This window comes from Pseudomonas sp. TH41 (assembly GCF_016650695.1).
Taxonomy (GTDB): Bacteria; Pseudomonadota; Gammaproteobacteria; order Pseudomonadales; family Pseudomonadaceae; genus Aquipseudomonas.
Genome location: NZ_JAEKFH010000007.1, coordinates 39,058 through 52,366 on the forward strand (window position 1 = coordinate 39,058; position 13,309 = coordinate 52,366).

The 13,309-nt window shown below is 56.9% G+C and carries 13 protein-coding genes and 1 pseudogene; 10 read left to right on the forward strand and 4 right to left on the reverse strand.

Annotation, left to right across the window (positions count from 1 at the left end):
* Positions 1–498 precede the first annotated feature (498 nt).
* From JFU37_RS27180 to JFU37_RS27195, 4 genes and pseudogenes are all read left to right on the forward strand, one after another.
* The gene (locus JFU37_RS27180) at positions 499–1,749 is read left to right on the forward strand and encodes a ribonucleotide-diphosphate reductase subunit beta (RefSeq protein ID WP_201120113.1); all 1,251 of its coding nucleotides are present in this window, start codon (positions 499–501) and stop codon (positions 1,747–1,749) included.
* Positions 1,750–2,157: 408 nt separating this feature from the next.
* A pseudogene (locus JFU37_RS27185) lies at positions 2,158–2,691 on the forward strand (BRO-N domain-containing protein).
* Between the two features lie 120 nt (positions 2,692–2,811).
* Positions 2,812–3,528: an HNH endonuclease gene (locus tag JFU37_RS27190; RefSeq protein WP_201120114.1), complete on the forward strand. Its 717-nt coding sequence runs from the start codon at positions 2,812–2,814 to the stop codon at positions 3,526–3,528.
* Positions 3,529–3,898: 370 nt separating this feature from the next.
* On the forward strand, positions 3,899–4,873 hold the full coding sequence (locus tag JFU37_RS27195; RefSeq protein ID WP_201120115.1) for a hypothetical protein: 975 nt from the start codon (positions 3,899–3,901) through the stop codon (positions 4,871–4,873).
* Positions 4,874–4,879: 6 nt separating this feature from the next.
* Here the strand turns inward: JFU37_RS27195 and JFU37_RS27200 are convergent, their stop codons facing one another.
* Positions 4,880–5,695, reverse strand: a complete 816-nt coding sequence (locus JFU37_RS27200; RefSeq protein WP_201120116.1) for a sulfite exporter TauE/SafE family protein — start codon at positions 5,693–5,695, stop codon at positions 4,880–4,882.
* Between the two features lie 112 nt (positions 5,696–5,807).
* Between JFU37_RS27200 and JFU37_RS27205 the strand changes: the two genes are divergently transcribed.
* Positions 5,808–6,575 carry an AraC family transcriptional regulator gene (locus tag JFU37_RS27205; protein ID WP_201120117.1) on the forward strand — a complete coding sequence of 256 codons (768 nt, stop codon included), beginning with the start codon at positions 5,808–5,810 and terminating at the stop codon, positions 6,573–6,575.
* A gap of 93 nt (positions 6,576–6,668) precedes the next feature.
* A complete protein-coding gene (locus JFU37_RS27210; RefSeq protein ID WP_201120118.1) occupies positions 6,669–6,986 on the forward strand; it encodes a helix-turn-helix domain-containing protein in 318 nt (105 codons plus the stop codon).
* Positions 6,987–7,053: 67 nt separating this feature from the next.
* Here JFU37_RS27210 and JFU37_RS27215 read toward each other — a convergent pair whose 3' ends face one another.
* Together JFU37_RS27215 and JFU37_RS27220 are read right to left on the reverse strand one after the other, a co-directional pair.
* Positions 7,054–8,508: an amidase family protein gene (locus tag JFU37_RS27215; RefSeq protein ID WP_342214995.1), complete on the reverse strand. Its 1,455-nt coding sequence runs from the start codon at positions 8,506–8,508 to the stop codon at positions 7,054–7,056.
* 160 nt (positions 8,509–8,668) lie between these two features.
* Positions 8,669–9,709, reverse strand: a complete 1,041-nt coding sequence (locus JFU37_RS27220; RefSeq protein ID WP_201120119.1) for an MBL fold metallo-hydrolase — start codon at positions 9,707–9,709, stop codon at positions 8,669–8,671.
* A gap of 214 nt (positions 9,710–9,923) precedes the next feature.
* Here JFU37_RS27220 and JFU37_RS27225 point away from each other — a divergent pair, with 214 nt between their 5' ends.
* Both JFU37_RS27225 and JFU37_RS27230 read left to right on the forward strand, forming a co-directional pair.
* Entirely contained in the window at positions 9,924–10,535 is a 612-nt protein-coding gene (locus JFU37_RS27225; RefSeq protein WP_201120120.1) for a TetR/AcrR family transcriptional regulator, read from the forward strand.
* 126 nt (positions 10,536–10,661) lie between these two features.
* Positions 10,662–11,201, forward strand: coding sequence for a DUF1003 domain-containing protein (locus tag JFU37_RS27230; RefSeq protein ID WP_201120121.1), 540 nt, complete (start codon positions 10,662–10,664; stop codon positions 11,199–11,201).
* A gap of 6 nt (positions 11,202–11,207) precedes the next feature.
* Here the strand turns inward: JFU37_RS27230 and JFU37_RS27235 are convergent, their stop codons facing one another.
* Positions 11,208–12,149: a LysR family transcriptional regulator gene (locus JFU37_RS27235; RefSeq protein ID WP_201120122.1), complete on the reverse strand. Its 942-nt coding sequence runs from the start codon at positions 12,147–12,149 to the stop codon at positions 11,208–11,210.
* A gap of 15 nt (positions 12,150–12,164) precedes the next feature.
* Here JFU37_RS27235 and JFU37_RS27240 point away from each other — a divergent pair, with 15 nt between their 5' ends.
* Complete coding sequence (locus tag JFU37_RS27240; protein ID WP_201120123.1) at positions 12,165–12,872, forward strand: CTP synthase C-terminal region-related (seleno)protein; 708 nt, start codon at positions 12,165–12,167, stop codon at positions 12,870–12,872.
* Positions 12,869–13,192, forward strand: coding sequence for an antibiotic biosynthesis monooxygenase family protein (locus JFU37_RS27245; RefSeq protein ID WP_201120124.1), 324 nt, complete (start codon positions 12,869–12,871; stop codon positions 13,190–13,192). The genes JFU37_RS27240 and JFU37_RS27245 overlap by 4 nt, the downstream gene beginning before the upstream one ends.
* Positions 13,193–13,309 lie beyond the last annotated feature (117 nt).

Consider the following 13,309-nt stretch of genomic DNA (forward strand, 5'->3'; position numbering starts at 1 on the left):
TCGGTCGGGCGTAGTTGTGTCTGGAGCCATGGAAAACCGACTCAAAACACAAGATGTAGTGAAAAACGCGGTTTTTGACTATTTTCTGAACAAAAAAAATCGCCAGCCAAAATTTAAGAAAAAAAATCTGCCCCCGTGATATCCAGCCAAAGCCCTGTAAACCCTCGCTCCAACCGAAAAACCTCTCCCGCCGACTGTTCTCAGCGCCACTTCGTCCCACCACGCGCCTGTTTTTTTCCCTATAATGCGCCGTAAATCGGGCCTGCAATATTCCCTTACAGGGGATCACGCCAATCTGAAGTCCACGCAGAAGCTGTTCACGTTTTCTGCGCCCATCAGTGGCTTCGGAACACCCGTACAAAATTCTGTTTATTGCCTGCGTTGTACTGCTGCAAAAAACGATTTCCTTTAGATCCAACGCGGCCAGAACAGTCGTGTGAAAAACCAACTATCCATTTTCACACGGGCATCTGGCCCTCACGCAGGAGACGACACGTCATGCTGAGCTGGGACGAATTCGACAAAGAAGACAGCGGCGAAGCTGTGGTAAAAGGCGCCAACGCCGGCCACGCTACTGAAGCCAACATGGACCGCCTCGACACCGCTGGTGGTGTTGCCGCTCAGGAAGCTCGCGCTGTCACCGCGTCCGACTCCGCTGCTATCGCCCGTGCCAAAGCTGCACTGGACACCCTCGACGTCGCCGAAGGCCTCGCCGAACTCGAAGGCGCCTCCGCCCGTGTTGCCGTCGACGAAAAGCGCATGATCAACTGCCGCGCCGACCTCAACCAACTCGTACCGTTCAAGTACGACTGGGCCTGGCAGAAATACCTGGACGGTTGCGCAAACCACTGGATGCCGCAAGAAGTCAACATGACCGCCGACATCGCCCTCTGGAAAGACCCGGAAGGCCTGACCGACGACGAGCGCCGCATCGTCATGCGCAACCTCGGCTTCTTCTCCACCGCCGACTCCCTGGTTGCCAACAACCTGGTCCTGGCCGTGTACCGCCTGATCACCAACCCGGAATGCCGCCAGTACATCCTGCGCCAGGCGTTCGAAGAGGCGATCCACACCCACGCCTACCAGTACTGCATCGAATCGTTGGCCATGGATGAAGGCGAGATCTTCAACATGTACCACGAGATCCCATCGGTCGCGAAAAAAGCCACCTGGGGCCTCAAATACACCCGCTCGATCTCCGATCCGAAGTTCGAAACCGGCACCGTCGAAACCGACAAAGAACTGCTGCGCAACCTGATCGCCTACTACTGCGTTCTGGAAGGCATCTTCTTCTACTGCGGCTTCACCCAGATCCTCTCCATGGGCCGCCGCAACAAAATGACCGGCGTCGCCGAGCAGTTCCAATACATCCTGCGCGACGAATCCATGCACCTGAACTTCGGCATCGACGTGATCAACCAGATCAAAATCGAAAACCCGCATTTGTGGGATGCTGAGATGAAGGAAGAAGCGAGCCAGATGATTCTGCAGGGGACTCAGCTGGAGATTGAATACGCTCGGGATACCATGCCTCGCGGGGTGTTGGGTATGAATGCGGCGATGATGGAGGATTATCTGAAGTTTATTGCTAACCGTCGTTTGAGCCAGATTGGTTTGAAGGAAGAGTATCCGGGGACTACGAATCCGTTCCCTTGGATGAGCGAGATTATGGACTTGAAGAAAGAGAAGAATTTCTTTGAGACTCGGGTTATTGAGTATCAGACTGGTGGGGCGTTGAGCTGGGATTGATTCCCGAGTTCATCTCGATTTGACGATTGCAATCTGAATCGACGAATCAAAAAAGCAAAAGCCCCGATCTGATCGGGGCTTTTTTATTGGTGAATGAATAACCATTTTTTTGCCTACGCGACGACGCCAAAATTCCTACAAAACTTACAGCTGCTTCCGCATTGATGCCTGCTCAAAGCACCTCTAAGCTCCATTTCAGGTGCCTAAGAAACGCCCAACGTAGAAGCTACTTTCCTCACACAGAATCGCACTTGTCTCAAAGACATATGCGCAAACTTGTGTTTGAAAGAGACTGCTTGTTGGGGTTCTTAAATCCTCTACGTCGGGTTCTGGCCCTCTCAAAACTCACACGTAGAGGTACTGGATATGCCGACACAAAGCCTGCTTGACTCTCCCTCCGTTTCGGTCATGCCAGATCCGTTCATTCCGAAACTCTTCACACGCCACAATATCCATCTCCATGCCCTCCTCCTGGAAAATCAACCTTGGTTTTGCGCGCGCGATCTCGGTCGCTTAATGGGCGTCCATCTGAACGATCGTGTGGTTAGTAAGCTGGACGAGGATCAGCGACATACGTTGTTGATTGAATATCACGGCCAACCGGAGAAACGGTTGATGCTTAGTGAGTCCGGAGCGTATGCATTGCTGGTCTATCACTACGCGCCGGGGCATCGGTTGTTGCGCGAGTAGTTGACCCATCAAGTGGTGCCGGCCCTGCGTGACTCGGGACTATCGAAAAATTCAGATCGGCCGATGTTGAGTTTGTTGGATTGGCCGGAGATGTCGTTGAGTCTGCTGCATTGGCAGGATGAAGGTTGGATTCGGCTACGAGACATGCCTTATCTGTTGCTCAATCGCACGCGGCGGCGGGTGCCGGTGGTTAAGCCTTGGTGGCGGAAAGTTGTGGAAGTGTTTCAGTCTTCGAAGCATTCGGCGGGTTAGTGCAGCGATGCATTTGTAGGATCGATTGAGCGATGCGTCGGTCTTTCCTGTAGGAATTTTCGTAGACAGTCGTAATGGCCACTCAGTATCGTCCGAGGGTTTCTAACCCTCGGCGATTGTATGGATATCGAAAAAGATAAGAATGACTGGAGCGACGAGGAGCTTGAGGCGGCAGTCGAAGGCTACTTGAAGATGTTGGCGATTGAGAAAAGTGACCAGAAGCTCAATAAGGCACATGAGAATCGCCTTTTGCGCGAAGGGGTGCTGATTAATCGCAGCAGAGTCTCCATCGAGTATCGGATGCGTAATATTTCCACCGTACTCCATGATTTGTGCCTCCCTTACATTGTTGGATACCTGCCTGCTAAACATCTTGGAGCTGGCGTAACCCAGCGCGTACGCGCAGCAATGATTGCAAAAGGTGCTTTCAACCCTGACGACTATGCACCTACTGCGGATGATCAAGCGTTAAACGCCAAGGTTCTGAAGCTTGAGCAGCGCGAGTTGGTAGGCATCCCTCGCGGTATAGAGAGGCCGCAACGCGTCAGCGGAACGACCTCTTCATTTTTACGAGATCCGCTGGTCAAGGCCTGGGTACTTAAGAATGCCAACGGGGTTTGCGAAGGTTGCGGTCAGGACGCACCATTCAAGCTGCCAAATGGATTGCACTTTCTAGAAGTCCACCACGTTAAACACCTGGTCAACGAGGGCGCGGATTTGGTGACCAACGCTGTCGCGCTGTGCCCGAACTGTCATCGTCGCTGTCACTATTCCAGCGATAGGAATGAGTTCACTGCTTCGCTTTATGAGAGGGTGAATCGGCTAGAAGATGAGTAGCTGAGCTAAACACTAACCGTGGCGAGGAAGCTTGCTCCCGTTCGACTGCGAAGCAGTCGCCGAGTGAACAACTCGTTTGGTCTGACGTACCGTGTTTGCTGGTTTTTGGGTTGCCTTGCAACCCAACGGCGGCCCCTCGCCACAGGCTGGTGCCAGGTTTGGTTAATGCGGTGATGCTGGGAGTCGCGGGCAAGCTCGCTCCTGCAAAGGGCCTATGTTTGCGCAAACAAGCGCTACGAAGGCTTGCTCTGATTTTGTAGGAGCGAGCTTGCTCGCGAAAAACCTGGGAACGCTGCGGGGAGTCAGACTTGCCGCATTATCGTTGACGAACATCGCGAGCAAGCTCGCTCCTACAAGGACCATATCCACCATGAAATTCGACCTCGCCTACTGCCTCAGCCTCGACGACAAGTTGTCGATCTATGACGTGCGCGATTTGAATTTCGACGAGACCATGGAGTTCGACTCCGCCAAGGAACACTTCCAGTGCCCGAACGATGCCTGCCGCTTGGCGTTCGATGGGTTGAATGTATTGACAACGTTCAACGCAAAAAACGTGAATTACGTTCGCACCCCGCACTTCAAAAACACGCCCAGCACCCGGCATGTGGCGGATTGTCCTTATGTCAGTCTCAAGGCGCACGCGGACGGTGCGGAAACGGATGACAGTCGCGAGGAGCATTTCCCGTCGGAGTTGTTGCTGACTCGGCGTCAGTATGTGCGTAAGCCATCGAGTGCTGCAGTGGCGGCGGATGTTATGCAAGAGGCCCCAACGCCACCTTCTGCGGCCAGCAACATAGTGCATCCGAGCCGTGAATCAGCACCGGACAAGACCAGTGTCTTCGCCCACCCGGTGGAGTGCTTTGTGTCGAACTTCGAGGACAAGGAGCTGCTCAAGCGCATGCCGCTGAAGATTGGCGAGCACACGGCGCCTTATGGGTCGTTCTTCAAGAAGATCGAGTATCTGCAGGACAACAAGGGGCTGATTTACTGGGGCAAAATCAAGGAGATCAAGGATTACACCCAGAGCTTTCGCATCGATTTCGAACAGAAGGTCTGGTTCAAGCAAGCGGACGAGGCGAAGAAGAAGCCTTATTCGGTCAACGTTTACCTGAGCAAGAAGCTGATCGAGAACTACCGCAAGCGCAAAGCTTTTCTGGAAGAGATCAAGCATGCCATCGAGAGTGAAGCGGAGTTGTATTGCTTCTTTTATGGTGTGACGCCGGAGTTGAAGCAGGTGCCGAGCAAGAAAAACCCCGAGCAGACGTTCGGGGTGTTCAGTGCGAATATCGAGAACCTGGATCACTTCATTATTCGGGAAGCACCGGGGTTGGAGGCAAAGTGACGGCATTCAATTCAGGCACATGCTGATCATCACCAACACAAGCAATCCAATATAGACCCAAGCGTGTAATCGATCCGGTATCCGTCCGATCCACGGCGCGGCCAATCGAATCCCCACCATTGACCCCATCGTCAAAACGGCAAACGCCAGCAGATCCACATACCCGATAAACCACGCGCCCAGATCAAACTCGGTAAACCCCGCCATCGCCATGTAAGTCACCGTCCCGGCCAGCGCCACGGGCAGGCTCAACGGATTAGCCATGGACGTCGCCTGCGACATGCTCAACCCGCATCGACGTAACAATGGCACGGTCATGACGCTGCCACCTACGCCGAGAAAAGTAGCGATAGCACCAATTCCTACGCCACCACCCGACACCTCTGCCCTCCCCAATCGACGTGGGATTTCGTTGTGGGACTGCGTAAGAAATCCGCGTCGGAACAAACAGTCGACGATGGTCACGCCCAAGTAGGCGATGAAGGCATACCGAATCACCTCACCACTCACCCGCATCGCGGCCACGGCGCCGACCACTGCCCCCAACCCAATGAACCCACCCAACGGCCACAGGTAATGGCGAATGAGATTACCCGCGCGGTGATGTTTTCCAGTGGCGACCAGCGCGTTGACGATCATCACGCAGGTCGAGGTGGCCACGGCGATGTGCATCGCCGATTGACCTATCGGGTCGTCTGCACCGTGGCTGGCCATGAGCATGCGGTACAACAATGGCACCACGACGAACCCGCCGCCGAAGCCGAACAGCACGGCGGTGACGCCGGTCATGCAGCCGAAAAGTGCCAGTAAGAGATAGAGCATCGCGCGTCGTCCGTTGGTTGAGAGCGGTCGACGATAGAGCGATGCGGCTTGGCCTGCCTCAGCAAGTCAGCCAATATTGTTTGCGTTTACGCCAACTGCTGGAAGCCGCTTGATGCGCAATGTTTCGATTGATCTGCTGGATGACACGCCACGGCCGGTGGTGGCGATCGGTACGGATTATTCCTACGGTCACGTGTTGCCCCGTCATACACACCGGCGGGCACAGTTGTTGTACGGCGCTACCGGGGTGATGCAGGTCAGCACGCACGATGGCAATTGGGTTGTGCCGCCGCAGCGGGCGGTGTGGATTCCGGCGGGGGTGGCACATGAAGTGTTGATGCTCGGGGTGAGCACGCGCAGCCTGTATATCGAGCCGACGGCGGTTGATCTGGGGAGTCGTTGTCAGGTGATCAGCGTCTCGCCGTTGATGCGGCATTTGCTGATGGAGGCGGTGGAGATTCCGCTGGCGTACGACGAGGGCGGGCGCGATGGGGCGTTGATTGATTTGCTGCTACACGAACTCGGGCGCAGTGCTCACTTGCCGTTGCACATACCGTTGCCGGTCGATGCGCGACTACTCGGGCTGTGCCAGGGCTTTTTGCAGCGGCCTGATGCACATCAGTCGCCGCAGCAATGGGCTGATCAGTTGCACATCAGTTTGCGCACGTTCAATCGCCTGTTTCGCCAACAGACCGACTTGAGTTTCAGCCAGTGGCGCCAGCGCGCTTGCGTGGTGCTGGCCCTTGCGCGGTTGGTGGAGGGGGAACCGGTAACGCGGATTGCGCTGGATTTTGGCTATGACAGCCCGGCGGCCTTTTCGACAATGTTTCGTCGTGTGCTGGGGCAGGCACCGTCCGTCTGGTTGGAAGGGGCGAAATAAAACAAATCAAAAATTGAGTTTGATCCGGGCGCAAAACAACTGTACAAAAACACAGTACATTTTGAATCAGCACTCTCGAGCCCGGAGAACACCATGGCCTCTTATGCGATGAAAATCACCCTGGAACGTATCGCCCTCTTCCAATTCACCCCCGCCCATTGCGCCCAGGCACGGGCGATGTTGGGTTGGAGTGTTGATGAGCTTTCCCGGGAGTCTGGCGTTTCGGTCGACGCGATCGAGCGGTTTGAGGCCAAGCGTGATGTGCCGGATGTTACCCGGCTGACGTTGGCGTATCGGTTTGAATCGGAGGGGTTGGTATTCTTCCCGGGGTTTGCGCCGGGGCGGGGGATGAGTGTGAAAGGGTCTACGTCAAATCCGGTGGGACGCACAGATTATGCGATGGTTGAGTGACATGACAGGTCGCAGCTCTAACGCTTGATGAGCGTTTGAGCGACGACCTGACCTGCCCCATCAGTGACTATGGCTTGAACGCAGGTACTCGTCGCGCCTGGGAGGCTTGTTCATAACCATAAGCCAATGCCAAAAGCGTCGCCTCACTCCATCGGGTGCCGAAGAACAACACCGAGGTGGGCAGGCCGTAATCGTCGATTCCGGAAGGCATCATGATGCCGGGATAGCCCGCCAGTGGTATGACGTTCAATCCTGGGGAACCGACATCCAACACAAGGCCATCCAGTTGATGTGTGACCACTAAGTCGTCGATGACAGCCGCATTTTCACGTTGAATTGTTTGCCACAACTCGTTGTACGTACGCTCGTCAAAATCAATGTTGCTGGCCGCGCTCAACGTGGTTTGCCCAAAACCCTCGGCGCAGGGAGCGTTCTCGTTGTATTGCAGGAGATCCTCCAGGCTCTGGATTGCAAGACCGGTTCGCGTCGCAAGGTAGTCGGGAAGATGCCGCTTGATCCCCATCGAAAATGCCTGGTCTACGGACTCTGGCGTTTGCGATTCAGGATCATTGAATTCCACCGGGATCAATGTGGCGCCTGCGGCCTGCATCACTTCCAATGCCCGCGAGAACTGAGGGTCGCTCTGTGCAGCCTCGTCGCTTGTATCGAACTTGACCGGATAACCAATGCGCCTGCCGACCAATGAGTTCGGAAGTAGCAGTGCCGTGTAGTCCACACCACTGATGGCGTGAGGTTGTTTGATCAGTTCGGCGTCGTCGTTGCCCGTCATCGCATTCAATAGCAGTGCAACCTCGCGAACGGTGCGCGCCATAGGCCCGGGGGTATCGACTTTGTGACTCACCGGGACGATGCCACTGCGACTCAGCAAACCCACGGTAGGCTTGAGGCCCACCACGCCATTGACGGACGCGGGGGCGATGATCGAGCCGACGGATTCCGTTCCGACTGCCAGCGGGGCAAAACCTGCAGCAACCGCCGCGCCGGAGCCTGAGCTTGAACCGAGTGGCGATTCGCTCAGCACGTGCGGATTTTTGGTTTGCCCACCTCGGCTGCTCCAACCATCGGGGATGGCAGGATCGCGAAAATTGGCCCATTCACTGAGGTTGGTTTTTCCCAGAATCACCGCACCGGCCGTTCTTAACTGTTGGACGATGAAGGCATCCTGCGCGGCGGGCTGTCCGACCATGGCCAACGAACCGGCGCTGGTCTGCATCTGATCGGAGGTATCGATATTGTCTTTGAGCAATACGGGAATGCCGTGCAGGGGTCCCCGGATGTGTCCTCGTTGTCGCTCTTGATCGAGCATCTCGGCAATGGCCAAGGCATCGGGGTTGAGTTCGATGATCGCGTTGATCGCCGGCCCCAGTTTATCCAGCGCCTCGACCCGGTGTAGCAGGTGCCGCACGAGCGCTGCGGCACTCAGCTGATTGCGTTCCATTCTTTGGCTGATTTCATCGACACTTAAATACTCCAGCGCCGATTCGGCTGTCGGCGTTTGCACATAGCCGTTTAACGTTACATCCATGTGGTAAAGATCCTTGTGATGACTGATAGCGAGTGAATGAGCTCACTCGTTTTCCCAGACTACAGACGCCGCCGGAAATGTCCGTCATCACTTGTCGCTGGATCACGTATGAATATTCGCCCCCATCTGTAGCCGCTCAGCCAACACTCTGTTGGTACACCTGCTGCTCGACTTCATACCACCAGGCGCTCCCACGCTGCGGATGCATCACATTAAACGCTTCACCCATTTGCGGCGTGGTAATCGATACGTTCCGTTCCCAGGCCAAGGCCAGAATCCGGTCGAACGGTTCGTACCAGGCGTGCATCGACAGGTCGAACGTGCCGTTGTGAATCGGCAGTAACCACCGGCCTTTCAGGTCAATGTGCGCTTGCAGGGTTTGCTCCGGCTGCATATGAACATGCGGCCATTCAACGTTGTAGGCGCCGGTTTCCATGAGCGTCAGGTCGAAGGGGCCGTACTGTTCGCCGATGCGTTTGAAGCCATCGAAATAGCCGCTGTCGCCGCTGAAGAAGATCCGCGTGTCGCCGTCGATCATTACCCAGGAAGCCCAGAGCGTGCTGTTGCCATCGAACAGGCCGCGCCCGGAAAAGTGTTGCGACGGTGTGGCGATGAATTGGATGCCGTCGACCTCGGTGCCTTGCCACCAATCGAGTTGGCGGATTTTGCTGGCATCGATACCCCACTTGATCAGGGTGTCGCCCACGCCCAGCGGTGTGAGGAAGTACTTGGCCTTGTCTGCCAGCTTGAGCACGGCCTGATAATCGAGGTGGTCGTAGTGATCGTGGGAAAGGATGACGGCTTCAATCGGCGGCAATTCTTCGAGGCTGATGGGCGGCTGATGGAAACGTTTGGGGCCGGCCCATTGCACCGGCGAAGCGCGTTCGGCGAAGACCGGATCGGTGATCCAGAATTTGTCCCGCAGCTTCAGCAGGACCGTGGAATGGCCGAGGCGGTAGACGCTGTGATTGGGTGCGGCGATCAACGCGTCGCGGGTCAGGGTTTGCACCGGGACGGGCGCCGTCGGGCGGGTGTTGCGCGGTTTGTGGAAGATCATGTTCCACATGATGCGCAGCATTTTGCGAAAGCCTTCGCGCTGCACCGGCACATGGTTTTTGAAGTGCCCTTCTACCTGGCGGGAAGCTTCAGGTTCAGTTGGGGAAGTTGAAGTAGCCATGAATGAATGACTCCAGAAAAACCGCAAGATTGCGGTTTTTCACGGTGGGACGATAAATGGCCAAAGCACGCACGCATCAGCCGGAGATTCTATTTTTCACTGGGCAGGATTAACAAAACATTACACTGCACAGTGTAGTTTCAAGGTTGCATCAAACCCGATCACAAGTAAACTACCGAGTGTAACTTTCCCGACCTCCTGCCGAAGCGTATTTATGACAGCTCCACAGCGCCTCACCGACCGAAAACGCGAAGCCATCATTCAGGCGGCGATTGCCGAATTCCGTGCCAACGGGTTCGACATCACCAGCATGGACAAGATCGCCGCAACGGCCGGCGTGTCGAAGCGCACGGTGTACAACCATTTCCCCAGCAAGGAAGAGTTATTCGCCGAAATCCTCAATCAGTTATGGGCGCGGGTGACAGGCGAACAGGAAACCTCCTACCGCCCTGACCTGCCCCTGCGTGAGCAAATGCGCCTGATGCTGACGGCGAAATTGCAGATGCTGGGCGATAACAATTTTCTCGACCTGGCACGGGTGGCCATCGCTGCCACCATCCATTCCCCCGAACGCGCGCAGAACATGGTCGCTCGAATGGGGGAACGCGAAGAAGGTTTAACCGTGTGGATTCGCGCCGCTCAGGCCGATGGCCGACTGAAACCGATCGATCCGGAATTTGCCGCACAACAGGTTCAGGGAATGCTCAAATCCTTTGCGTTCTGGCCGCAGATTTCCATGGGGCTCCCCGGTCTGTCGCCCGAAATGCAGACCACCGTCGTGGAGTCGGCGCTGGACATGTTTCTGGCCTGCTACCAGCTGCCATAAATGACAATGTCCGCCGCTTTACCGCGTACGGGTTCGCTCTAAAAAAACACACAGCAATGTGTTTCAGAATGAAACTGGCGCTGAGGCTATAGTGGGCCTCAGTCCCCGCGCTATGCAGAGAGCACCATGACCACCACGACCACCGAAACAAAAGCCACCGCCCCTGTCGACCACCTGCGTTTCCATCGCCCTCACGCTCATCTGGCGCCGACGTTTGGCAACGACAAGTTTGCCCTGCGCGCAGAAGCCTTTGCGCGGTTCTTCGGTACGCCGACCTTTCTCGGCGCGCAGACGCTGATCGTGGTGTTATGGGTGTGCCTCAATCTGTTCGGCGTGGCCCACTTCGACCTCTACCCGTTCATCCTGCTCAACCTGGCGTTCAGCCTGCAATCGGCTTACGCCGCGCCGCTGATTCTGCTGGCCCAGACCCGTCAAGCGGCGCGGGACAAAGCGCAGTCCGAGGCCGATGCGCAACACCGCGAAGCATTGGCCGTGGCCAACAGCGAACGTCAGGCTCAAGCGGCGCAGAACTCCGCGCAACTGCTGGAACTACTCGAGCAAAACACCCGCCTCACCGAACTGACGAAGACCCTCACCGAACGCATCGAAAACCTGACGTCGGAAATGCATCAGCACTTTGTGGGCAAGGATCAGCCGAAGGTCTGATCCGCCTCAAGGCGACTTCAGCGCGCGCCCGAGCTCATCGAACAACGTCACCACCGAGCGCAAGGCGCGACAGTCCGGGCGGGTCAGCAGCCACAGCGCGGTGTCGTAACCGTCTAACGGCGCACTCAATGGCTGCAGTTCGCCACCGATCAGGAAGTCCGGCAATGCCGCGACACCCAGTCCGGCCCGCACCAATTCGGTCACCGACAACATGCTGTTACAGCGATAAGCCGGTGTCACCCCCGGCAATGCTTGCCGGCGCCACGCGACGGTAGGGTGATCGGGAAGGAAGTCATCCGGGGCGATCCAGGTCAGTTCGGCCAGCGCCTCAGATTCGACCGACTTCAGATACGCCGCGCTGGCGCAAACTCGATAGGAAACCTCGGCCAGACGTCGGCCCACCAAATGCTCGGGCGGGGTGCGGGTCAGGCGCAAGGCGATGTCCGCATCCCGGCGGCTGAGGTTGGCGAAATCGTTGGACGTGCTCAACTCAAGGGTCAGCACCGGATAACCGGGCATGAACTGCGCCAGCGCGGGTAAGAGCAAGCCTTGCAGGACTGAATCGGTGCAGGTCAGGCGCACGGTACCGCTGATGACTTCGCCGCCCTGCTCCACGCCAATGCGCGCCGCATCCAACGCTTGCTCGGCCCGTTCAGCCTGTTCGGCCAAGGTTTGCGCCAGGGTGGTCGGCAAATAACCGGCACGGCTCTTTTCGAACAGCTGCTGGCCCAGCGCGGCTTCGAGTCGGCGCACGGCGCGAAACACCGTCGAGACGTCGACCTTCAACAGCGCCGATGCCCGCGCCAGAGAGCCGCCGCGCACCAATGCGAGGATCAGGGACAGGTCGGGGTAGTCCAGCCGATAGTGCGCCGCTGCATTGATCACTTGGGATAACGCCAATATTGAGTGCGTGAACGCCAATCTATAGTGGGTATCAGGAATCAACAAGCAGCGAGATCATTCATGGAAGCCAACGCCATTCACATCGCCCTGATCGGTGATTACGACCCGCAAGTCACCGCCCACCAAGCCATCCCCATCGCCCTCGACATGGCCGCCAAGCACGCCGAGATGGACGTGCAGTTCAAATGGCTGGCCACTGACCACATCAACGCCAGTACCGCGCTGCATGACTTCGACGGTTTTTGGTGCGTGCCCGCCAGTCCGTATCGCGACATGGGCGGCGCGTTGCGCGCGATTCGTTTCGCCCGGGAGCAGCAACGACCGTTTCTCGGCACCTGTGGCGGGTTTCAACACGCGGTGCTTGAGTTCGCTCGAAACGTGTTGGGTTGGGAAGATGCCGAACATGGCGAAACCAACCCTGAGGCGACGCGAGCCCTGCTCTCGCCACTGAGCTGCTCGCTGGTAGAAGCCGTCGACAGCATTCAGCTGGTTGAAGGCTCGTTGATCGCCAACGCGTACGAAAGCGCCGAGATTGTCGAAGGCTATCGCTGCCGCTACGGGGTTAATCCAGCGTTTGAACGTGAGTTATTGACCCGGCAGCTGTGCGCCGTGGGCCACGATTCGCGGGGGGATTTGCGGGCAGTGGAGCTCAAAGGTCATCCGTTCTTTGTCGCTACGCTGTTTCAGCCTGAACGTGCGGCGCTGAAAGGCATTCTGCCGCCACTGGTTCGCGCATTGATCGAGGCGTGTGCGAGGCAGAAGTCATGATCGCTCAAACACCGCCAGCACCTTACTACGCCGTGATTTTTACCTCACTGCGCACTGAGGGTGACCAGGGTTACGCCGAGGCGGCCGAACGCATGGTGGAACTGGCGCGTGAGCAGCCGGGGTTTCTAGGCGTGGAGTCGGCCCGTGGCGAGGATGGGCTCGGGATTACGGTGTCCTATTGGACCAGTGAGGCGGCGATCCTGGCGTGGAAGCATCATCCCGAGCACAGCACGATTCGTGAGCGTGGGCGATCGACGTGGTATGCGAAGTGCCATACGCGGGTGTGCAAGGTTGAGCGGGCGTATGCGTTCAAACAGTAAATGATGCGGTGTTCTTGAGGCCGCCTTCGCGAGCAAGCCCGCTCCCACATGGGTTATGTGTCGATCACAAGGCCCATGTGGGAGCGGGCTTGCTCGCGAAGAGGCCGATGTATCCAC